Raw genomic sequence first — 22,134 nt, forward strand, 5'->3', positions numbered from 1 at the left:
CGGCCGTGACCCTTAGAAATATCCACATGAAGGGAAGCTTCATCATGAACTTCACCCCCCAGGTCGAGACCGCTGAGATCTCCGACGCCGACCTCGACAACGTCTCCGGCGGTCTGCACAGCGCCGTTGCCGCCGGCGCGGTTTCCGGTCTGACCTCCACCGTCGACTCCGTCGCCCCGGTCTCCGAGGTCGCCGGTGGCGGTCTCGCCGCCGTCGAGTCGTTCGCGGGTCTCAACTCCGCCGCCCTCACGGGCTACGCCGCCTCCCTCTGAGCCGGCAACGCGTGAGCCCCGGAACGGTCAAGGTTCCGGGGCTCACGCGTCAGCATACCCCTGGCACGGATCGTCGCAGTCGAGGAAGAGTGTCGTGCAGTTCCGCCAGAAGGCCCTTTCCAAGCTGCAGTCGCCGGAGGAGATCGACCTGCCGGTGCGGTTCGCCCGCCCGCAGGGATGGCTCGTCCTGAGCACCACGGTGGTCGCGATGGCGGCGGGTGCCCTCTGGGCGACCACCGGCACCGTTTCGCCCACGGTCCGCGCGCCGGGCATTCTCACCCACGCCCAGGGCAGTTACGTGCTGCAGAGCCCCGTCGCGGGTCAGGTCACCGAAGTACTCGCCGAGGAGGGCAAGAGCCTCCCGGCCGGCGCCCCGCTGCTGCGGGTGCGCACCGCCGACGCCCCGAGCGGGAGCGTCGAGTCCGCCGGAAGCGGCACCACGGGCGGCCCCGGATCGGGCACCGCCACCGGCGGCGCAGAAGGCGAGAGCGACGAAGGCACGGGGAAGGACGCAGGCGACGGGAAGCAGGGCGGCACCCTCGTCCGCACCCTCGCCCCGGGTCGCGTCACGTCCCTCGCCGCCACCATCGGCGCCGTCGTCACCACCGGCTCGGACATCGCCGTGCTGGAACGCGTCGACGGCACGGGCGCCCCGCTGAAGGCGGTGCTCTACCTCCCCGCCGACAACGGCACGGCCGTCCCCGTCGGCGCGCGGGTCGACCTCACCGTGCAGTCGGTGCCTTCGCAGCAGTACGGAGTGCTGCGCGGCCGGGTCGAAGCCGTCGGCCGCGCCCCGCAGAGCCGGCAGCAGATCGCCGGCTTCCTCGGCGACGCCCAGCTCGCCGAGCAGTTCACCCGCCAGGGCCGGCCCGTCGCCGTTCTGGTGGAGCTCGACCGCTCCGCCCGCACCGAATCCGGTTACGCCTGGTCGACCGCAGGCGGGCCGCCGTACGCCGTCGCGTCCATGACCCCGGCCGGCGGCGCGATCCGCCTGGCCTCTCAGCGCCCGATCGATTGGCTGCTCCCGTGACGGCTCCCTCCCCCACTTCCGGTAGCACCACTTCCGGTAGCACCACCCCCGGCGGCACCGGCCGTACCACCTCCCGAACCACCGCCCGTACCGTGGGCGGACGGCGCGGCGGCGACCAGCGGCGGGCGAACCCGCGCCGGGCGGCCCGCAGGCCCGCCGCACCGGTCAGGCAGAAGAACGTCCGGACCCCCACCGTGCTCCAGATGGAGGCCGTGGAGTGCGGCGCCGCGGCGCTCGCCATGGTGCTCGCCCACTACGGCCGGCACGTGCCCCTGGAGGAGCTGCGGATCGCCTGCGGTGTCTCCCGCGACGGCTCCCGCGCCAGCAACATCCTCAAGGCGGCCCGCAGTTACGGTCTCCAGGCCAAGGGCATGCAGATGGAGCCGGACGCGCTCGCCGGGGTCCGGGCGCCGGCCATCCTGTTCTGGGAGTTCAACCACTACGTCGTCTACGACGGCACGGGCCGTCGGCTCGGGCGCCGCGGCGTGCACATCAACGACCCGGACAAGGGCCGCCGGTTCGTGTCCACGGAGGACTTCGACACCAGTTTCACCGGCGTGGTGCTGGTCTTCGAGCCGGACGAGGGCTTCCGACGCGGCGGCCGCAAGCCCGGCGTCCTTCGCTCGGTGCCCGCCCGATTGCGCGGCACCACCGGCACGATGGCCGCCGCGCTGCTCGCCAGCCTGCTTCTCGTCGCGGTCGGCGCGGCGCTGCCCGCGCTGAGCCGCACGTACATCGACATGTACCTGGTGGGCCGTCAGACCTCGCTGCTGGGGGTGCTCTTCGCCTCCATGGCGGCGATGGTCGCGCTGACCGCCGTGCTGACCGGGCTCCAGCAGGCCAATCTGCTGCGCGGCCGTGTCATCTCGTCCACGCTGAGCAGTGCCCGGTTCTTCCGGCATCTGCTCAGACTTCCCGTGACGTTCTTCGGCCAGCGCAGCCCAGCCGACCTCGTCCAGCGGCTGCAGTCGAACGACGCGGTCGCCGAGACGCTGGCCCGCGACCTCACCGCGTTCGGCGTCGACGGCATCGTCGTCGTCCTGTACGCGCTGCTGCTCTGGACCTACGATCCCCAGCTGACCGTCGTCGGCGTACTCATCGCCCTGCTGAACGTGGTCGCCATGCGGATCGTGGTGCGCCTGCGGGCGACCCGCACCCAGAAGCTGCGCGCCGACAGCGCCCGGCTGACGAACACCTCGTACACCGGCATCCAGCTCATCGAGACGATGAAGGCTACCGGTGGCGAGAACGGCTACTTCCGCCGCTGGGCCGGACAGCACGCCATCACGCTCGAGGAGCAGCAGCGGCTCGGTGTGCCGAGCGCCGCCCTCGCCGTCGTGGCACCCACCCTGGCGACGCTGAACAGCGCGCTGATCCTGTGGATCGGTGGAATGCGGGCGGTCGAGGGCCACATCTCGATCGGTCTGCTCGTCGCCTTCCAGGCGCTCGTGACCCGGTTCACCGCACCGATCACCCGGCTCAACGGGATGGCTTCCCGCATCCAGGACTTCGCCGCCGACGTCGCCCGGCTGAAGGACGTGGAGAACTTCCCGGCCGACGGGCTCTACACGCGCCCCGAGCCCCCCGCGAGCACCCGCAGGCTGCGCGGGCACGTCACCCTGGAGAACGTCACGTTCGGCTACAGCCCGCTGGACAAGCCGCTGCTCACCGGCTTCTCCCTGTCGGTGGGCCCGGGCAGCCAGGTCGCGCTCGTCGGCGGCTCCGGCAGCGGCAAGTCCACCGTGTCCCGGCTGATCGCGGGTCTCTACAGCCCCTGGGAGGGCGTCATCCGCATCGACGGGCGGCGGCTGGACGAGATCCCGCGCGGCGCGCTCGCCGCCTCCGTCTCCTTCGTCGACCAGGACGTCTTCCTGTTCGAGGGAACGGTCCGCGACAACGTGGTCCTCTGGGATCCGTCGATCACCGACGAGGCCGTCGTGGACGCGCTGAAGGACGCAGAACTGTACGACGTGGTCGCCCGGCGGCCCGGCGGCGTCCACGGCCGGGTCGAGCAGGACGGGCGCAACTTCTCCGGCGGGCAGCGGCAGCGGCTGGAAATCGCCCGGGCGCTGGTGCGCCGGCCCAGTGTGCTGGTGCTGGACGAGGTGACCAGCGCGCTGGACGCGGACACCGAGCATCTGATCATCGACAATCTGCGCCGCCGGGGCTGCGCCTGCGTGGTGATCGCCCACCGGCTGAGCACCGTGCGCGACAGCGACGAGATCGTGGTGCTCGACCACGGCACGGTCGTGGAGCGCGGACGGCACGAGGAACTGGTCGCGCGCGGGGGCGCGTACGCCGAACTGGTCAAGGAGCACTGAGGTGATCCCCGTACAGCCCGGTCAGCACGCCGGTTCCGCGCATCCCGACGACGCGGTGCTCGCCGCGTTCGGCGGGCTCGGACAGCACGTCGACTGCGCCGGACTGCGCAGTCTGCCGCTGGAGGGTCCGCAGGTGCTGTGGCTGCTGGTCGACGGCGCGCTGGACCTGTTCGCCGTCGACGCGGTCCAGCAGGGCCACTGGCATTTCCTCGGGCGCCTGGAGAAGGGCACGCTGCTGCTCGGCCCGGTGGACGGCCCCCAGCACACCCTGGTCGGCAGGCCGTCGCAGGGGTGCGTGATGCGCCGGATCCCGCTGCTGGAGCTCCACCCGCAGTCCGGACACGGAGACGCCTGGTCGTACCGGAGCCCCTACCAGAGCCGGTACGACAGCCAGGACGGCACCCTGAGCCTGCTGGAGCACGCGTTCGCGCTCGGCGTGGGACGCGGCCAACGGGTGCTGTTCGAGGCACCTTTGGACGGGCGCACGACGGACGACGACGCGGTCGCGGACGACGACGTCCTGTGGCTTCCGGTCTTCCCCGGCAGTGTGCAGTACGGCGCCGCGTTCAGCGCCGAGGCCGCCGCCGACCTGCTCGTCGACGGGGCGCTCTGGCAGCAGATGGTCAACCAGCAGTACCGGCTGCTGTCGGGGCTCGACCGCTGGATCGAGCGGCTGGAGCAGGCCCACGAGGACCGGGCGGCCGCCGGGATCAGGGCCGGAGAGGCGGTCCGCGCGGGCGCCGACCAGGCGCTGCTGGCATCCATCGGCCGCTCCCGCACGGCCTCTTCGGCCCGCTCCCGGGGTGCCTTCTCCGACGACGCCGCGTACGCGGTGTGCCGGCTCGTCGCCTCGGCGGCCGGCGTCACGCTCGCCGAACTCGCGCAGGGCGCACCGGTCGACGAGCGGACCGGCCCGGTGGAGCGCATCGCCCTCGCCTCCCGGGTGCGTACCCGTGCCGTCCGGCTCGACGGCCGCTGGTGGCGGGAGGACTGCGGCCCGCTGGTGGGCCACCGGGCCAGATCCGGGGCGCCGGTCGCGCTCCTGTGGCGGCGCGGCGGGTACCAGGCGGTGAACCCGGCCACCGGCAGCCGCATCCGCGTCGGCGAGGAGAACGCCGAGGAGTTCGAGCAGCGCGCCGTGATGTTCTACCGGCCGCTGCCGGAGCGGCCGTTGAGCCTGTGGCGACTGATGCGCTTCGGTCTCCGCGGCTCGCGCACGGACGTGCGGAACCTGGCCGTCGCGGGGCTGGTCGCGGTCGTCCTGGGCGCGCTGGTGCCGATCGCCACCGGCAAGGTGCTCGGGGTGTACGTGCCGAACGCCCAGACCGACCTGATCGTCCAGGTGTCGGTGGCGGTGATGGTCGCGGGCGCCGTCTCGGCCGTCTTCATGCTGATGCAGAACCTCACCGTGCTGCGTATGGAGGGCCGGATCGAGAGCACGCTGCAGCCCGCGGTGTGGGACCGGCTGCTGCGGCTGCCGACGAAGTTCTTCGCGGAGCGTTCCACCGGCGAGCTGGCGAGCGCGGCGATGGGCGTCAGCGCCATCCGGCGGCTGCTCTCGGGCGTGGGGCCGGTCGTCGTCCAGGCGTGCACGGTCGGCACGATGAACATGGTGCTGCTGCTGGTGTACAGCGTTCCGCTGGCGCTCGCGGCGATCGGCATCCTGCTGGTGATCGCGGCGGTGTTCCTCGGCATGGGGCTGTGGCAGCTGCGCTGGCAGCGCCGGCTGGTGGAGCTGAACAACAAGCTGAACAACCAGGCGTTCCAGACCCTGCGGGGACTGCCCAAGCTGCGGGTCGCCGCGGCGGAGAGCTTCGCGTACGCGGCATGGGCGAAGCAGTTCGCGCGCAGCCGGGAGCTGCACCGGCGCGCGGGCCGGATCCGCAATCTGACGACGGTCCTCGACGCGGTCTATCTGCCGCTGAGCGCGCTGATCATGTTCATGCTGCTGGCGGGCCCGGCGAGCGGCAGTCTGACTGCGGGCGAGTTCCTGACGTTTCACACGGCCGTGACGATGATGCTGACGTCCGTGACCCAGCTGACCGGTGCGCTGGTCTCGGCCGCCGCGGTGCTACCGATGTTCGAACAGATCAAGCCGGTCCTGGACGAGGCCCCGGAGGTCCGGGGGACCAGCACCCATCCGGGCGAGCTGTCCGGCGCCATCGAGGCCCGCAAGGTGTCGTTCCGCTACACGGAGGACGGGCCGCTCGTCCTCGACGACGTGTCCCTGAGCGTACGGCCCGGGGAGTTCGTCGCGGTCGTCGGGCCAAGCGGCTGCGGCAAGTCGACGCTGCTGCGGATGCTCATCGGCTTCGACCGTCCCGCCTCGGGAAGCGTGCTGTACGACGGCCAGGACCTCGCGGCCCTGGACCAGGCCGCCGTCCGCCGCCAGTGCGGCGTCGTCCTGCAGAACTCCCAGCCGTTCACCGGATCGATCCTGGACTGCATCCGCGGCGCGGAACCGTTCACCGAGGAAGAGGCGTGGGCGGCCGCCGAGATGGCTGGGCTCGCCGAGGACATCCGCCGTATGCCCATGGGCATGCAGACCATGATCTCCGGAGCCGGCGCGATCTCCGGCGGGCAACGGCAGCGGCTGATGATCGCCCAGGCGCTGGTCCGCCGCCCGCGCGTGCTGTTCTTCGACGAGGCGACGAGCGCCCTCGACAACGCGACCCAGCGAATCGTCACGGAGAGCACGCGTGCGCTGCACGCCACCCGGATCGTCATCGCCCATCGGCTGTCGACGGTGATGGACGCCGACCGTGTGATCGTCATGTCCGAGGGCCGCGTGGTGCAGCAGGGCCCGCCGGCCCGGCTGCTGGCGGACGTGGGCGGCCGGCTGCACGAACTGGTGCGGCGGCAGATGATCTGACGGTGCGGTGGCGACCGGTTGTTGAGGGCTGAGAGCGTTACGCCCGCCGGGCCGGCGGGCACCACGGCCCGCCTCGCGGGACCGGACAGCCGCCCCGGTCGGGGGCCGAGTCCCGAGGGACCGGAGCATGCCACCGCAGCCGACGCGGCCGACGCGCGGTCTCCGGCGGCGCCCGGTCAGCGCACCGACGCGGGCCGCCCGGGGGTGGCCCGCTCCCCGCACCACGGTGGCCTCGCGCTGTCGCGTCTCCGCGATCCCCCCCGTGTGCGTGCGGAATTGGGCCGGACCACTCGGGCTCACTATGATCCGCCGATGATCATACGAAAGCGACTGGCAGCCGCCCTCTGCGGCGCGCTGCTGGTCACCGTCACCGGCGGGCTCCTCCCCTCCGCAGCCTTCGCCGACTCCGGCGACACGGCCGACAGGGCGCCCGCGAAGGAACCGCCCAAGGTCGAACTCGTCCTCGACGTGAGCGGCTCGATGCGGGCCCGCGACATCGACGGGCAGTCACGGATGTCCGCGGCCAAGCAGGCGTTCAACGAGGTGCTGGACGCCGTCCCGGAGGACGTACGACTCGGCATCCGCACCCTCGGCGCCGACTACCCCGGCAAGGACCGCAAGGAGGGCTGCAAGGACACCAAGCAGCTCTACCCGGTGGGCGAACTCGACCGGACCGAGGCGAAGACGGCCGTGGCGACGCTCGTCCCGACCGGCTGGACCCCGATCGGCCCAGCGCTGCTCGGCGCCGCCGACGACCTGGAGGGCGGGAACGCCACCCGGCGGATCGTGCTCATCACGGACGGCGAGGACACCTGCGCCCCGCTCGACCCCTGCGAGGTGGCGCGCGAGATCGCGGCCAAGGGCGTCGACATCACCATCGACACCCTCGGCCTCGTCCCCAACGCCAGGATGCGCGCCCAGCTGATGTGCATCGCCGAGGCCACCGGCGGCTCGTACACCTCCGTGCAGCACAAGGAGGAACTCTCCGAGCGGGTGAGCCAGTTGGTCGACCGCGCCGCCGAGCCGGTCGTCACGCCGGTGGCCACCCAGGGCGGCGAGCGCTGTGCCGACGCGCCGCGGTTGAAGGCCGGCCTCTACGCCGACCGCGAGACCTTCGGCCAGCACCGCTGGTACCGCGTGGAGCTGCTCCCCGGACAGGAGCTGCGCGCCTCGGTCAGCATCGCGGCCGACCGCCCCGTCAACCGTGACCACGGTGTGCTGCTGCGTGCCTCGACCCTGGCCGGCCGCGAGATCGTCCGTGGAGAATCGGCGGGCGACGGGCGCACCGACGTCGTCTCCACGGGCCTGCGCTACCCCAGGCCCGACACCGACGACAGCGCCGCTGACACGGACACCGACGCCGCAGACGACGCGGGCGGCGCGGGCGGCAACGACGTCACGGAGACCGGCGAAGGCGATCCCGCCGCCGAGACCGTCTGCCTGCGGGTGAGCAACTCCTTCTCCGCCCCCGCCTCCGTCAAGACGGCCCCCGGCCTGCCCGTCGAGCTGACGATCGACATCACGGGCGGACCCCGTGACGCGGACGACGCGGCGTTCCTGGGCCTCGGCCACGGCTGGTGGCTGCTCGGCCTGCTGACGCTCGCCGGCTTCGCCGCGGGTGTGCTGTGGGGCTGGATCTCTCGCTGGCGCGTCTCCGTCTGGAGGACCAACTGATGCGTACCGTACGCATGTTCACGGCCGCTTCGCTGTCCGCCGCCGCACTGTTCACGCTGCCGTTCCCGGGCGTCGCCGCCGCCGACTCGCCGTCGCCGAGCGCGAGCACGGAAGACGAGGCCGCCGCGCCGACCGAGGCCGGCACGTCCTTCCGCACCGCCACCGTCGTGCGCCCCGGACAGCGGGCCACGGCGCAGGGTTCGACCGGTGACTACCTGTACTGGCAGTTCCCGGCCGACGCCGGGCAGCGAGCCACCGTCAGGGCCACGGTCGAGCTGCCCCGCTCCGAGGCACGCCACGGCACCCACGTCTGGCGGCTCGACGTGTACGACGGGCTGAGGCGCCGCCAGGCGTGCCGCTTCGGCAGCGACGTCCGGCCTGCCCCGGCCGGGGCCTCGTCGGTCGAGCTGAGCTGCGCGCTGCGCACGGTCCGGGCCTGGTCCGAACCATGGGCCGACGACCCCCTGCCCGGGACGTACTACGTACGCCTGACCGTCGTCGGTGCGCCCGCCGAGGACCTGGGCGAACCGGTCGACACGGCCGTGGAGATCACGGCGGTGGACTCCGGCGGCGCCACGGACGTCGACGGGCGGCTCGCCGCACCGCTGGTCCCCGCATCCGGCCGTGAGGTCGCACCGGACGACGGCTGGTCGTCGGGCTGGTGGTCGTCCCGCATCCTCTGGACTGCCGGCGGCGCGGTGCTCGCCGCGCTGGCCGGCATCTGTGCCTACCGCCTCACCCGCGGCAACGGCCGTCCCGCACACCTACCGCCCGGAGCCTGACGGCGTGGGGGCGTCGCTCGCCCGGGGTCTGCCGGCCCGGGGCAGGGGCGCCCCCGTCGCAGGCCGTCCCTCAGCCCGCGCGGGCGGCCGTCCACGCCGGCGCGTAGCCGGCGCTGTTGAGGGCGCAGTGCAGGGCGACCGACGGGATCAGGCTCCCGGAGCGCCGGCGCAACTCGCAGAACAGCACACCCGCGAGCGCGGTCCCGACGACCGCCGCGCCGACCGACGGCGCAACGCCGGTCCCTCCCGTGCCGAACACCGCCCCGACGCCTGCGTTGGATCGCGTGATCCCGCGGGACGGCGCGATGTGCCACAGCCGTGCGAGCAGCACCAGGGCAGCGGTCGCGGCGACGCAGACGGGCACGTGGAGAACGGGCCCGACACGGTTGACCAGCGCATGCGCCACGGCGAGCACCGCGACGGCCGACAGGAGCATCCCCATGGGCACAGCGGCATGGCCAGGCGGGGGTGCGGGGTGGGCGCAACGCGCCGCGGACCCGGCGGGAGCCGACGGCAGGAGTGCCCCCTCGCTCACCCTGTCGGATGAGCCGGACTCTTCCTGCCGTCCGCCCGGCGGACCGCCACGAACGGAGAACCGAGCTGCCTCTCCGCAGCGGGCGCACAGCTGCCCCTCGCGCACTCCGGCAATCGACCCGGGCCGGGGAATGCCGGGGTGGGGGAAGAGCTCACACCGGTGTCGTCGTCGCCGCGTCGGCGATCAGCATGTCGAGGAGGGCAAGCAGAGCGGACCGCACGTCCGTGCGGGTGCGCGCGTCGAGCATGAGGACGGGCGTGTCCGGGTTGCGCAGGTGCAGCGCCGCCCTGATCTCCTCGGGAGCGTAGAGCTGTTCGCCGTGGAAGCAGTTCGCGCCCACCACGAACGGGAGCCCGCGGCTCTCGAAGAAGTCGACCGCGGGGAAGCTGCGGTCGAGGCGCCGGGTGTCGACCAGCACGACCGCCCCGAGGGCGCCGTTGAGCAGGTCGTCCCACATGAACCAGAAGCGTTCCTGGCCCGGTGTCCCGAACAGGTAGAGAACGACTCCGGCGTCGGTGAGGGTGATGCGGCCGAAGTCCATCGCCACGGTGGTCACCGTCTTGGACTCGATCCCGTCCAAATCGTCGACACCGACACCGGCGGCCGTCAACCGCTCCTCCGTGCGCAGCGGCTCGATCTCGGAGATCGTCTCGACCAGAGTGGTCTTGCCGACGCCGAACCCTCCGGCCACGAGGATCTTGACGGGCGCGACTTCCTGGGCAGAGGTGTCATATCCGGGCAAGGTTGTCCCTGATTCTCCTGAGCAGGTGGACATTGCTGGTCTCGGCCTCCTCCAGGGGGGACCGGTGCCGTACCAGCCCACGGTCCTCCAGTTCACCGAGGAGGAGGATCATGGGCGTCAGGCGCATGTGCATACGGGCCGCGATCTCCGCGACCGCCCGGCCGTTCGGCGGCATGCACAGGGACAGGACGGCCTGCCACTCGCTGGGCAGGCCGTCGTAGGCGTCCGGGGAGACCGCCGCCGTGACCGTGGTGTCCATGGTCAGCGAGGCCTGCGGAGCGGTCGTACGCCCGTCGGTCAGGGCGTACAACCGCGTTCGGCGGCCGCCTCCTCGGCGCGGCGCTTCGGTCATTACGACGTCGGCGCCTGGGTGCGCTCGGGTGTTCCCAGCCACTCCCCCAGCGCCTGCGCGGTGCGTACGGCCTCGCCGCCCAGCTCGCCGAGCCGGGCCTTGCGGGACGTCACGACGATGAGGGTGCTGCCCTCCCCGCATCCGACGATGCAGAGGTACCGGTCGTCCATCTCGACCAGCTGACGGATGACCCGCCCGCCGTCGACCTCGCGGGAGATGGCCTTCATCGTGGACGCGATCCCGGAGGACGCCGCGGCCACACGCTCGCCCTGGGGGCGGTCCAGCAAGTAGGAGCTGAGCATGATCCCGTCGTTGGACAGCAGCACGGCGCCCTTGATGCCGGCGATCCTGCTCAGGTTGTTGTCCAGGACGCTGAAGATCATGTCGTTGGATGTCGTCGTCATCGCCGATCCTGTCGGAGCTCTTCTTCCACCATCTGCGTTCCCTGCTCGTACTCGGCCCAGGCGCCGGCCACCTCCTCGGGGGTGTCCTGGTCCCGCACGGCCTGCGCCTCCGTCGGGCGACGGGGCCCCAGGAGCTGTTCGGCCATGTGCGTCTGCGGGACTCTCTCGGGCAGCGCCGGACGCCGGTCACGGGCCGGGGCGTCGCGTGAGGGCTGGCCGGGGATCGCCTCCTCGTGCGAGCGCGCTTTCGGCCACTGCTGCGCCCTGCGAACCGGCAGCCCGGCCCCCGTGCGGGGGCCCGTCTCCGTGTGCGGGCCCCTCCCCGATATGTCTTCGTCCGGGCCGTGTCGCACGGGGACGGCGGCCCCGAGGAGTGTGGTGTCCGCACCCTCCGGCTCCTCGGGGACCGGTTCCACGTTCCCCGGCACCACAGGAGCCGGCACCACAGACTCCGGCACCACAGGAGCCGGCACCACAGAGTCGGGCACCACGGGGGCCCGCTCCATGTGCTCGGTCTCCGGGCGCCCCGGAGCCTCCCGGGCAGGCTCGACCCGGCCGGTCTCGTCGTCGGCCGGGGCCGAACGTGCCGACTGCTCCCTTTCCTCACGAGCGGGCTCGCCCCGGGACGCCTCGACCGGGCCGGACTCGTCCCTGGAGGGTTCGGCCGGCGCGGACTCCGGGTGTCCCGACGCCACGGACGGCACACTTCCCGACTCCCCCTTCGTCGGTATCAGCAGCGCCTTGGGAAGGACCACCACGGCCGACGTCCCGCCGTACACCGACCTGCGCAGAACGACCGTGGCCCCGAGCCCGTCGGCGAGGTGGCCGACCACGAAGAGTCCCAGCCGATGGGCGTTCTCCGCCAGCACGGAATACGGGGGTGCCGAGTGCAGGCGCCCGTTCATCTCCTCGTAGGTCGCGGGTGCCACCTTCGGCCCGCGGTCCTCGATCTCCACCGACAGCCCGTCGGCGACGAGTTCGGCCCGGATGACGACCTTCGACCTCGGTGGGGAGAACCGCGTCGCGTTGTCCAGCAGTTCGGCGAGCAGGTGACTGACCTGGCTGATCGCGGGTGCTTCGACGCTGATCTCGTCCAGTGCCTGCCGCTCGATGCGACGGAAGTCCTCGACCTCGGCCGCCGCTTCGCGCAGCAGGTCGGCGATGCGCATGGGCTCGGTGTGGGGGTCGGGGATCTCCCCGCCCGCCAGGATGAGCAGGTTCTCTATCTGCCGGCGCATTCCGACCGTCAGCTGGTCGGCCCGCATCAACTCGGCAAGGAGCGTCTCGTCGTGCCCGAAGGTGTCCTGAAGTTCCTCAGTGAGGCTCAGCTGGCGGCTGACCAGGTTTCCGGTGCGGGAGGCGATACCCGCGGCGAACATCCCGAAGCCCAGGCGCTCGGCGGCGAGCTGCCGGTGACCGCTCACCGAGACGGCGACCACCCTGGCGAACGCGTCACTGATGCGCCCCACTTCGTCCTGCCCGCCGCGGACCGCGGGCAGTGCGTCGGTGTCGACCGGCCGACCGCTCTGGAGCCGGTCCACGACGTCCGGCAGCGTGCTCTCGGCGACGGCCACCGTCCGGTCGTGCAGACGGCTCAGTCTGCGCAGCACCGACCGCGTGGTGAGGGCGACGACGGTCGCGACGGCCAGCAGTGCGGCCGCGCTGCCCGCGACGAGCCAGGCGACATCGGTCTCGAGGTCCGTCGCCCGGGCGTCGGCGCGCGCCAACAGGGCCCGGGACCGGTCGGCGTTCAGCGTGGTGAGCTGCGGCCCCCACTGTTTCTGCGCGGCGCTCCACCCCTTGACGTCGCGGGGCAGCTTCACACCGTCGTCGGTGATCGACTGCTCGGACATGACGGCGCTCTCGATGCGGGTCTTGGTCTGCCACGCTCCAGAGCGGACCAGTTGCGCGTAGAGGTCGTTCTGCGCGTCCGGGAGGTACGGCACGATCCACGCGTCGTACAGGTACCGCTGGGCACCGACGGCGTTGACGAAGTCGGCGAACCTGGAGGTGGTCAGCGTCCTGGACGGCCCTGCCTGCGCGAGGATCATGTCCTCCTGGGCCACCATCTCGGACGCCGCGAACATGGCGGTGACGACGCGGGTGTCCTCGATGAGCCCACCGTCCTCGGTGTGGCTCAGCTCGTCCTGGTAGAAGCGGATCATCTGGCCGATCACGCCGCTGTAGTACACGAGTGTGCTGTCGGCGCTTCCGATGCCGCTGTCCGTGCGCTCGCGGTAGGAGTTCAGGTCGTCCAGGCCCTGCGACACCTCCTGCAGGCGACGGTCGGCCACCTCGGACACCGCGCTGCCGGGCGCCCAGGACCGGCGGAACCCCGTAGCTGCCTGGTCGGTGGCCGCGCGGCGCTCGCCCATGACGTCCTCGGGCACCATGGTGCCGGCCCAGCGAGCGGCGGTCAGCGTCCGCTCGGACTGCATGGCGACCATGAGCCGGTACAGGGGTACGCCCAGCCGTTCACCGGACTCCACGTCGGCGCGCAGGTGTCCCGACTGCTCCAGCAACCGGCTCGCGGTCAGGGCCGACTGGACGCCCAGGGCCACGATGGGGACGACGGCGAGCCAGGTGAGCAGCGTACGCAGGCGCAGGGTGCGCCGCCGGCGCTTCACCGACGGGCCTCGTGGTCCTGCGGGTTGTATCGGTGACATCAGTCCTCGGGAACGGGGGACAGCGTGACGGCCCGTCGACGGGCCGGGGTGCTGCCCCGGGACTGGGGAACACCTTTCCGGCCCAGGTCGGGACCAGGATGAGGAGCCCGATCATAACCAGCCACACCCAGAAAAAAGAGAGGTTGCGTCAGAAATCAGTTCGATGTTAAGGGTCGGTCGGGAGGCTCCGCGGAGCGGGGGGCGGGGAGGCGATTCCGTGCGGCAGGTCGGGCCGGGAAGCCCGTCGCACTCCGCCTGCACCCAGGGCGTCACACCCCGCCGGGCCCAGGCCGCGGACCACCGGCCACGGCCGTAGGATCATTCTCCATGTCCTCCCACCGCCTCCTCCCGGGCGCCGTCGACTCGCCCGTCGTGCTGCACGTCCCGCACTCCTCGCGCGAGATTCCGGAGTGGGTGCGCCATGGCATCGACCTGGACGACGCCGCGCTGGCGCTGGAACTCGACCACATCACCGACTCCCACACGGCCGCCATCGCCGCCGCCGGGGCGGACGCCGCCGCGGTCAGGCCGTGGCAGTTCGTCAACGGGCTCTCCCGGCTGGTGATCGACCCCGAGCGGTTCCCCGACGAGCGCGAGGAGATGCTCGCCGTCGGCATGGGCGCGGTCTACACGAGGACCACCCACAGCGAGCGGCTCCGGCCGGCGGACACGGACCCACGGCCGCTCGTCGAGCGCTACTTCCACCCGTACGCGCGGGCCATGACCGCTGCCGTGACCGACCGTCTCGAAACCGTCGGACGTGCGGTGATCGTCGACGTCCACTCGTACCCCACCGAGCCCCTGCCCTACGAGCTGCACGGCGACGGTCCCCGGCCGCCGATCTGCCTGGGCACGGACCCCTTCCACACCCCGCCCGACCTCCTCGCCGCCGCGGAGCGGGCGTTCGCGGGCTTCGGCGGCACCGGACTCGACAGCCCCTTCGCGGGTACGTACGTGCCCCTCGACTTCCACGGCAAGGACTCCCGCGTCAGCGCCCTGATGATCGAGATCCGACGCGACGTCTACATGTCCGAGCCGGGAGGCCCGCCAGGGCCGGGTATGGCTCGCCTGGGCGCGGCGCTGGCGGAGCTGGTGGATTCGATCTGAGGGGGCGTTACAGCAGCGAGGACTTGCCGGACCCGCTCTGCCCGGTGATGGCCACCACCTCACCGCGAGCGACGGACAGTTGGGCGCCGCGAACGGCTGACTGCGTTCCATAGAAGAGGTCGACTCCCGTGGCACAGAGTATTTCTGACGTACTGATGGCTTCCCCCAAGAAGCGAGCGGGCCCAGGTGTGCACCCCTGGGCCCGCCTTGGTCGTCTGACGAACTACGGCCTGTAGTGCTTGGTCGGCGAGCAGTTGTCGGGGTTGAGCGAACCCTTGTCACGGCAGACGCGGATGTACGCGTCGTCGGTGTAACGCTGGGAACCGGCCCAGTTGAGCTTGTTGAGCGAGACGGACGACTTCTGCTTGCCGTTGTAGCGGGACCAGCCGTAGCCCTCGACCTTCACCTGCATGTAGACGTTGTGACCGTCGCCGTGATCGGTGTCGTTGAGCTTGCCCGACCACTGGAACGCTCCCGTTTTTGTTTGCCCTGGTGGTCGTGGTGCTGTCAGGGCGCCATGAAAGGTAGCATGATCATATTGGTTCACAACGATCATTTGTTCGCATCGCCTGGCGCTGGGCCGGGGCCGTCGCGGGCGTCGGCAGCGCCGCCGGGACGGCCGGCCGGCGCCACGCGACGCACGGGTCGGGGCGCTTCGCGTCCCCTGCGGCACCTCGGTGAGGTGTCCCGGCCCGGTCTCCCTCCGGCGTCACGGAGGGAGACCGCCCCGGTGCACGATTCCGGGGCGGAGTTCGTTCGTCCTCGTCAACCGGGCGCAGACACGGCCGGGTTCAGACGGGCATCAGCGCGGCGCCCAGCGCCGGCAGGGTCAGCGCCTTGACCGACTCGCAGGCGATGTAGACGAGATGGGCGCGGGAGCGGGGGACGTCCTCCCCCGCCAGGACCCGGTCCGAACGGCGGTTCAGCACGGGCCGGACAGCGGCGAGCTGCACGGCAAGCAGCGACACGGCGACGACGGTCAGGGCCACGACGGGTGCGGTGGGGCCTCCGGCGGCGACCGCCACGACCAGTACGGCGGCCAGGACCGCTTCGGCCCGGTTGAGCGCGCGGAAGACCAGCCGGCCAATGCCGAGACCGATCCGCAGGGTCACTCCGGGCGCCCGGAACTTCAGCGGCGCCTCCAGGAACGAGATGGCCAGCACCATCCCGAACCAGACGAAGGCGGCCGCGGCGGCCGCGGCCGCCCAAGTGGTGTTCATACGCGGTGCACCTCTTCCTTCCGTTCTCGCGCCCGGCCTCGTGCCGCCCTCACGGCCGACGCGACTCCTCGGACGCCGGGGCATTCCGCCGGTCCGAGACTTCTCCGCGGCCCCGGAACACGGGCTCCGGAGCTCGGCTCCTACCGGCCGAGCCAGAGGTCCGGGCCGAAGACCTCGTAGTGGATCCTCTCGGCGGGCACTCCCCGGCGCAGCAGCTCGCCGCGCACCGCACGCATGAAGGGCAGCGGACCGCACAGGTAGGCGGTCAGGCCCTCCGGGAGCTCCAGGCCGCCCAGATCGGCCCGGCCCACCGCGGCCTCCGGGGCTTCGTCGCCCGGCGACTCGTACCACAGGTGGAGCCGGGCGTCCGGCAGCGCTCGCACCAGGGCGCGTTGCTCCTCGCGGTGAGCGTGGTCGGCGGGCGAGCGGTCGGCGTGGACCGTGACGATGCGGCGGCCCGCTCCGGTGGCCGCCAGATGGTCGAGCACGGCCAGGACGGGGGTGTTCCCGATGCCTGCGGACGCCAGCAGCAGCGGCCCGCCGCCCTCCGGCAGCACGAGGTCGCCGAACGGCACCGACACGGTCAGGACGTCACCCGGCCGCGCGTGCTGGTGGAGCCAGGACGACACCTCCCCGTCCGGACCGGCCGCGTCGCGGACCCGCTTGACGCTGATCCTCCAGTCCCGCCGGCCCGGGGCGGCGGAGAGGCTGTACTGGCGGATCTGGCGGGCGCCGTCGGGCAGTTCGACCTGGACGCTCACGTACTGGCCGGGCCGGAAGGGCCCCGCGGGGCCGCCGTCGCGGGGACGGAGGAGGAAGGAGACGACGTCGGGCGTCTCCCGGCGCCGCTCGGTGATCTCCATGCGCCGCCAGACCTCGCCCTCGGCCGCTCCGGCCTCCTGGTACAGGCGCGTCTCGATGGCTATCAGGGCGTTGGCCATCAGCCAGTACACCTCGTCCCAGGCGGCGGTGACCTCGTCCGTGAGTGCCGCACCGAGCACGTCGGTCATCGCCGCGAAGAGGTGGCGATGGACGATCTTGTACTGGTCGGAGGTGATCCCCAGCGAGGCGTGCTTGTTGGCGATCCGCGCCAGCATCGCGTCGGGCCGCGCGTCCGGCGTCTCCAGCAGCATCCCGGCGAAGGCGGCGATCGACCCCGCCAGCGCCTTCCGCTGCTCCCCGTTCGCCTGGTTCCCGCGGTTGAACAGGTCGCTCAACAACGCGGGACGGGCGTCGAACAGCCTGCGGTAGAAGAGCTCGGCGATGTCTCCGATGGCGGCCCCGACCACCGGAAGCGTGGCGCGGACGACGGGCGTGGCCTGTTCCGAGAGCACAGATGACTCCTGAATAGGTAAAAGATCTTCGTGTTTTAGGTCGTGCGTTCGACCCCGAGGTCGCGGCCGGAGGACGCACCGGACCGACGGGGCGGCTACCGCGACGGAGGCCCGGCGAGGGCGACGAGCACGGGCCCGGTGGGCGAGGTGACGAGGTCCGCCACGGTCAGCGGGTCGAGCGTGGCGTAGAACGCCGCCTGGGCGTCACGCAGCGCCCGCCGCAGCCGACAGGCCCCGCGCAGCGGACAGGGCGGGTCGTCGCAACTGACGACCTCCCCCTCCCCTTCGAGCTCCCGCACCAGCCAGCCGACCGAAGCCCGCCGGCCGAAGTCGGTCACGACGAGCCCGCCCCCGCGGCCCCGACGGGCCTCGACCACACCGAGGTGCTGCAGGCGCGTGATCGCCTTCGCGGCGTGGGTGTGCCGCACGTCCATCGCGTCGGCCACCTCGCGGGTGGTGAGCACCTCGTCGTCGGCGCACACCGCGAGGCGCATGACGGACCGGAGAGCCAGGTCGGTGAACTTGGTGAGTCGCACAGCGAGGACGCTATCAAATACGCATTCAGGATTCTGATTAAATGCGGAAGCCGACCGATGTGGTCTGCGTCACGGACCCCGGGCGCCGCCCCCTTGGCAGCGGGCTCGGGCACGGCAGCGGAAGGGGCGGCGGAGACGACTCCCCGGTGGACCTCCCGGAGGACTCGGGGTGGGGTCGGAGCGGGCCGCCGTGGCGGTGGCCCGCTCCGACGCGGGCCACCGGCGGCGCTACGACACGACGGCGGCGGCGCCGGTCTGCGGCCCGTCGGTCTCCGGTTCCGTCGCCGGTCCGGGATCCGCGGCCGGTGCGGGTTCCCCCTCCGGTGCCGGGTCGCCCAGCTGCTCGCGGAGGTAGTTCCAGACGACCGCGAGCAGAGCGGCGACCGGTACGGCGAGCAGGCTGCCCACGATGCCCGCCAGGCTGCCGCCCAGCGTCACCGCCAGCAGGATCACCGCGGCGTGCAGGCCGAGGCCCCGGCTCTGGATCATCGGCTGGAACACGTTGCCCTCGAGCTGCTGCACCACGACGATGATCGCCAGCACGATCAGGGCGTCCGTCGGTCCGTTCGACACCAGCGCGATGAGCACCGCGACCAGACCGGCGAACAGGGCGCCCACGATCGGCACGAACGCGGACACGAAGGTGAGGACGGCGAGCGGAAGGACCAACGGCACTCCGAGGATCCACAGGCCGATGCCGATGAAGACGGCGTCGATCAGGCCGACGAACGCCTGGGACCGCACGAACGCGCCCAGAGTGTTCCAGCCGCGAGCGGCCACGAGAGGGACGTGGGTGGCCAGTGAGCCGGGCAGTTGACGCGTGAGCCACGGCAGGAACCGGGGGCCGTCCTTGAGGAAGAAGAACATCAGGAAGAGCGCGAGGACGGCCGTGACGACACCGTTGACCACGGTGCCCACGCCGGTGACGACCGCGGTGGCCATGCTGCCCGCACTGTCCTGTATGCGCTCCACCGCGGCGTCGAGGGCGCCGGTGATCTGGTCGTCGCCGATGTTCAGCGGCGGTCCGGCGGCCCACTCCCGCACCTTCTGTATGCCCTGGACGACGCCTTCCGTCAGTTCGCCGGACTGGGCTGCCACCGGCACCGCGATCAGCGCCACGACGCCCGCGGCGACCAGGAGGAACAGTACGGTCACGGCCGACGCGGCGAGCGCGGGGGGCCACCCGGACCTGCGCAGGAGCCGCGCCAGGGGCCAGGTGAGCGTGGTGAGGAGGAGGCCCACGACGAGAGGCCAGACGATCGACCACATCCGACCCAGCAGCCACAGGGCCACCGCCGACATCACGGAGACGAGCAGCAGCTCGACCGACACCCGCGCCGACGTACCGAGCGCGGCACGGGCCCTCGCGGAACTCAACCTGACAGACATGGGATCACCCTATGGGTACCCCGGCCGTGGGTCTCCAGCCGTGGCCTGTCCGGCCGTCGTTTCTCCGAGTGTCGTTCCTCCGGCCGTCGTCCTCCGGCTGCGTCGAGCGACGTCCCGGGCACGGCGAACGTCGGACCGGCGGCCTCGACGCGGCGTACGACGCTCGCCCGAGTGCCGCGGCCCGCCATGGGCTACCGGCGAGCGACGTACGCCGTCGTGCCGACGAGGGCGGTGCCGTCGGCGGACGCCCGCTGCCGTGGGACCTCCGGGTCGCCGAGCCCGGCGTGCCAGAGTCCGTCGCACCTCGTCAGGGTGACCGCCGACCCGCGCGGCACGTCCAGGTGCAGGAAGGCTCGGGTGGGTACCGACAGGGCGTGGACCAGCGCCGCTCGGACGACGGACGCCTCGGTGATCGCCAGCACGCGCCCCACGCCGTCCGGCAGGGCATCCAGCCAGGACGCGGTCCGGCGGCACAGCCGGCCGACGGACTCGCCACCGTGCGGTGCGGCTTCGGGGTCGGTCAGCCAGGCGGAGAGGCCGTGCGGGTCCTCCGCCCGGATGTCCGCGTGTGTGCGCCCGCTCCAGGTGCCGTGGTCGATGTCCCGGAGGGCGTCCTCGGGGGTCGCCGCCACACCGAGGGCCTCGGCGGTCTGCGCGCAGCGGGCCGACGGCGCCCGGAGGGCCAGGGAGTACGGCGGAAGGACCGCCTTGTCGTTCGCGGCCGCACGCCGGGCACGCCCGTCCGGAGGGCCGTCCCCGAACGCCGGGCCACGGGTGCCCTCCACGGGGGACGCGCACAGGAACGTCAGTCGCAGACTCATGACCCGACCTCCTTCTCCGATCGGAACGGCACACGGACGGCCCGGTCAGCCGATCCATCGAGCGGGTTTGGTGGCGCTGTACAGCATGTACTCCAGCGGGCCCCGCCGGAAGAACCGGGTCCACAGCAGCGCGAGCGCCATGGCCACGACCGCGAAACCGAGGAGGACCGGCAGGGCCGCCCAATCCTCACCGCCGACCGTACCCAGCAGACGGATGGCGAGAATGTGGGCGACGTAGGCCGTCAGGGAGATCGAGCCGACCGCGGCGAGCGGTGCGAGCAGCCGGACGCGGGGGCCCGCGTACCGCGCGGCGAGGAGGCAGCCGGCGAGCACGGCCACCGCGACGCCGGTGTTGCCGACGATCGACAAGGTGGTCTGGCTGTGCGGGGAGGCGACCAGCAGCCAGGCCGGATGCCCGGAGGCGAACTCCTCGCCGACGGCGTCGGACCACCACGCCGAGGCGGCGGGGCCTCCGTCCGTGGCCGCGCTCACACCCGCCAGGGCGCCCGGTACCGCGTGGAGGGCCAGCCACGACCCTCCGTAACCGATCACCGCCAGTGCCGCGCCGGTGCAGGCCAGCTTCGTGAGCACGTCGCGGCGCGAGAGGTCGAGCCTGGCCACCGCCATTCCGGCCACGATGAAGGGGAACCAGGTCAGGGCCGGGTACTCGCCGGTGACGAAGAGTTCCAGGAAGCCGTCCGAGCCGGTGATCCGTGCGAGGGGGTCCAGACCGACGACGGCGTCGTACCAGGTCCCGCCGTCGACCGCGGCCCTCAGCAGGTACAGCACCTGCGGCAGGACGAGGGCGGTCGCGGCCGCGACGAGCGCGAGCGTCCTCGCGCTCAGCCGGTACAGCGGCAGCGCGAGGACGAGGAGCAGACCGTAGAAGGACAGGATGACGTCGACGTCGGTGTCCAGGAGGACCAGCGCGTACCCGAGGACCATCAGCAGGGCGGCACGGATCAGGACGCGGCCGATCGCCTGGCGGCCGCCGCGTCCCGTGCGCGGCCGGGGGCGGCCCGTCAGGAGGACCAGGGTGAATCCCGCCAGCAGCGCGAACAGGGCGGACGACCGGCCACGGGCCACTTCCATGACCCACCCCAGGGGCCCGCCCACCGTCGGATCGGGACCGACGTGGGCCGCGAACATGCCCAGGATCGCCAGTCCGCGCGCGAGGTCGAGGCCGATCATCCGGCCCGTCGACGGCGCACGGAAGGGCGAGTCGTCCGCGGTCGTCGCGGACGGCACGGCCGGAGCGAATACGTGTCCCATTGGTCACCACAATTCGAGGAACATGCCGGTTCAACCATCCGGCAGACGGCCGGATCTCCCCCGCCGACCGGCGGGTCCCGGTACGGCCGGTGGATGTCCGCGGGAACCGGGCGGCTCGGAATGCGTCCAGTGAACCGGGCGGGAGCCCTGACGTCATGCCACCGCAATTCGGGACTTGCCGGATCCCTGCGCGGCCGGTACGTCAGCACCTCGTGCAGGCCGGCGATTCCGCCCGGCGAAAGGGACCGCCATATCCGGACGCCCATGTCAAGCCACGGGCTCCAGTAGCAGGACAGAAATCGTTCGATCGTGCCTACTGGAATAGGAGGCGATGAAAACCCGAAACCGTGGTGCCTGACATCACCGCCTCCGACAGGAATCCGATATGCGCGCCCCGAGGAATACCAAGCGAGGGTCGCACGACCGCAGGTGAACGACTCATGAATCCATGGATATACGACCGCCCGGCGACCGATGACCTTTGGACGTCCGGGTCGCAGTCCTCCGTTCCCGGGCACGGCCGTCACCGCCGCACGGCGACGGCGCTCCGGGCCGGCGGCAGCCACCGTATCCGGGAGGAACTGTCGTGACCTGCAACAGCTTCGAACGGCCCGCCACCGCCGCCGGAATCGGCTCGACGCCCCGGGCGGACGCACAGGCCGGCGACGGAAGCGGCGCGGAGCGGCCCGCCCAGACTTCGCTCGCCGAGGTGCTGGCAGGCGTACTGCGCACCGAGCAGGTCCCCGCCGACGCCAACTTCTTCACCGACCTCGGCGCCGACTCCCTCGTCATGGCCCAGTTCTGC

At 72.1% G+C, this 22,134-nt stretch carries 21 protein-coding genes; 8 read left to right on the plus strand and 13 right to left on the minus strand.

What is annotated here, in order from left to right:
* The first annotated feature begins 44 nt into the window (after window positions 1-44).
* The 6 genes from AB0J10_RS19590 to AB0J10_RS19615 all read left to right on the plus strand — a co-directional run bounded on the left by AB0J10_RS19590 (window position 45) and on the right by AB0J10_RS19615 (window position 8,951).
* Window positions 45-272 (plus strand): type A2 lantipeptide, encoded by a 228-nt coding sequence (locus tag AB0J10_RS19590; protein WP_363063386.1) that lies wholly within the window; start codon window positions 45-47, stop codon window positions 270-272.
* A 94-nt stretch (window positions 273-366) separates the two neighbouring features.
* A complete protein-coding gene (locus AB0J10_RS19595; RefSeq protein WP_363063181.1) occupies window positions 367-1,302 on the plus strand; it encodes an HlyD family efflux transporter periplasmic adaptor subunit in 936 nt (311 codons plus the stop codon).
* Window positions 1,303-1,496: 194 nt separating this feature from the next.
* Window positions 1,497-3,623, plus strand: a complete 2,127-nt coding sequence (locus AB0J10_RS19600) for an NHLP family bacteriocin export ABC transporter peptidase/permease/ATPase subunit (RefSeq protein ID WP_363063389.1) — start codon at window positions 1,497-1,499, stop codon at window positions 3,621-3,623.
* Window position 3,624: 1 nt separating this feature from the next.
* Window positions 3,625-6,495 carry an NHLP bacteriocin export ABC transporter permease/ATPase subunit gene (locus AB0J10_RS19605; RefSeq protein WP_363063183.1) on the plus strand — a complete coding sequence of 957 codons (2,871 nt, stop codon included), beginning with the start codon at window positions 3,625-3,627 and terminating at the stop codon, window positions 6,493-6,495.
* Between the two features lie 312 nt (window positions 6,496-6,807).
* Window positions 6,808-8,169: a VWA domain-containing protein gene (locus AB0J10_RS19610; protein ID WP_363063185.1), complete on the plus strand. Its 1,362-nt coding sequence runs from the start codon at window positions 6,808-6,810 to the stop codon at window positions 8,167-8,169.
* Complete coding sequence (locus tag AB0J10_RS19615; protein ID WP_363063187.1) at window positions 8,169-8,951, plus strand: hypothetical protein; 783 nt, start codon at window positions 8,169-8,171, stop codon at window positions 8,949-8,951. Before AB0J10_RS19610 ends, AB0J10_RS19615 begins: the two co-directional genes overlap by 1 nt.
* 70 nt (window positions 8,952-9,021) lie before the next feature.
* Here the strand turns inward: AB0J10_RS19615 and AB0J10_RS19620 are convergent, their stop codons facing one another.
* The 5 genes from AB0J10_RS19620 to AB0J10_RS19640 all read right to left on the minus strand — a co-directional run bounded on the left by AB0J10_RS19620 (window position 9,022) and on the right by AB0J10_RS19640 (window position 13,650).
* Window positions 9,022-9,393 carry a CPBP family intramembrane glutamic endopeptidase gene (locus AB0J10_RS19620; protein WP_363063189.1) on the minus strand — a complete coding sequence of 124 codons (372 nt, stop codon included), beginning with the start codon at window positions 9,391-9,393 and terminating at the stop codon, window positions 9,022-9,024.
* Between the two features lie 244 nt (window positions 9,394-9,637).
* Entirely contained in the window at window positions 9,638-10,228 is a 591-nt protein-coding gene (locus AB0J10_RS19625; RefSeq protein WP_363063191.1) for an ATP/GTP-binding protein, read from the minus strand.
* Window positions 10,215-10,580, minus strand: a complete 366-nt coding sequence (locus AB0J10_RS19630) for a DUF742 domain-containing protein (protein ID WP_363063193.1) — start codon at window positions 10,578-10,580, stop codon at window positions 10,215-10,217. Before AB0J10_RS19630 ends, AB0J10_RS19625 begins: the two co-directional genes overlap by 14 nt.
* Window positions 10,580-10,984: a roadblock/LC7 domain-containing protein gene (locus tag AB0J10_RS19635; RefSeq protein WP_363063194.1), complete on the minus strand. Its 405-nt coding sequence runs from the start codon at window positions 10,982-10,984 to the stop codon at window positions 10,580-10,582. The genes AB0J10_RS19630 and AB0J10_RS19635 overlap by 1 nt, the downstream gene beginning before the upstream one ends.
* Window positions 10,981-13,650: a nitrate- and nitrite sensing domain-containing protein gene (locus AB0J10_RS19640; RefSeq protein WP_363063196.1), complete on the minus strand. Its 2,670-nt coding sequence runs from the start codon at window positions 13,648-13,650 to the stop codon at window positions 10,981-10,983. Before AB0J10_RS19640 ends, AB0J10_RS19635 begins: the two co-directional genes overlap by 4 nt.
* 327 nt (window positions 13,651-13,977) lie before the next feature.
* Here AB0J10_RS19640 and AB0J10_RS19645 point away from each other — a divergent pair, with 327 nt between their 5' ends.
* Window positions 13,978-14,757, plus strand: a complete 780-nt coding sequence (locus tag AB0J10_RS19645) for an N-formylglutamate amidohydrolase (RefSeq protein ID WP_363063198.1) — start codon at window positions 13,978-13,980, stop codon at window positions 14,755-14,757.
* Window positions 14,758-14,764: 7 nt separating this feature from the next.
* Here AB0J10_RS19645 and AB0J10_RS19650 read toward each other — a convergent pair whose 3' ends face one another.
* The 8 genes from AB0J10_RS19650 to AB0J10_RS19685 form a co-directional block, all read right to left on the minus strand.
* A complete protein-coding gene (locus AB0J10_RS19650; protein ID WP_363063200.1) occupies window positions 14,765-14,926 on the minus strand; it encodes an ATP-binding cassette domain-containing protein in 162 nt (53 codons plus the stop codon).
* Between the two features lie 54 nt (window positions 14,927-14,980).
* Window positions 14,981-15,169 (minus strand): hypothetical protein, encoded by a 189-nt coding sequence (locus AB0J10_RS19655; RefSeq protein WP_363063202.1) that lies wholly within the window; start codon window positions 15,167-15,169, stop codon window positions 14,981-14,983.
* Window positions 15,170-15,548: 379 nt separating this feature from the next.
* Window positions 15,549-15,977, minus strand: coding sequence for a hypothetical protein (locus AB0J10_RS19660; RefSeq protein WP_363063203.1), 429 nt, complete (start codon window positions 15,975-15,977; stop codon window positions 15,549-15,551).
* 140 nt (window positions 15,978-16,117) lie between these two features.
* Complete coding sequence (locus tag AB0J10_RS19665) at window positions 16,118-17,311, minus strand: globin domain-containing protein (RefSeq protein WP_363063205.1); 1,194 nt, start codon at window positions 17,309-17,311, stop codon at window positions 16,118-16,120.
* Between the two features lie 95 nt (window positions 17,312-17,406).
* Entirely contained in the window at window positions 17,407-17,847 is a 441-nt protein-coding gene (locus tag AB0J10_RS19670; protein WP_363063207.1) for an Rrf2 family transcriptional regulator, read from the minus strand.
* A 228-nt stretch (window positions 17,848-18,075) separates the two neighbouring features.
* On the minus strand, window positions 18,076-19,236 hold the full coding sequence (locus tag AB0J10_RS19675; protein WP_363063209.1) for an AI-2E family transporter: 1,161 nt from the start codon (window positions 19,234-19,236) through the stop codon (window positions 18,076-18,078).
* Window positions 19,237-19,427: 191 nt separating this feature from the next.
* Window positions 19,428-20,057 (minus strand): histidine phosphatase family protein, encoded by a 630-nt coding sequence (locus tag AB0J10_RS19680; RefSeq protein WP_363063211.1) that lies wholly within the window; start codon window positions 20,055-20,057, stop codon window positions 19,428-19,430.
* Window positions 20,058-20,102: 45 nt separating this feature from the next.
* The gene (locus AB0J10_RS19685) at window positions 20,103-21,329 is read right to left on the minus strand and encodes an acyltransferase family protein (RefSeq protein ID WP_363063213.1); all 1,227 of its coding nucleotides are present in this window, start codon (window positions 21,327-21,329) and stop codon (window positions 20,103-20,105) included.
* A 586-nt stretch (window positions 21,330-21,915) separates the two neighbouring features.
* On the opposite strand from AB0J10_RS19685, the gene AB0J10_RS19690 reads away from it, so the two are divergent.
* Window positions 21,916-22,134: phosphopantetheine-binding protein (locus tag AB0J10_RS19690; protein ID WP_363063215.1), on the plus strand; the 219-nt coding region annotated here is incomplete at its 3' end.

Origin of the sequence: Streptomyces sp. NPDC049887 (assembly GCF_040656535.1) — a bacterium.
Taxonomy (GTDB): Bacteria; Actinomycetota; Actinomycetes; order Streptomycetales; family Streptomycetaceae; genus Streptomyces.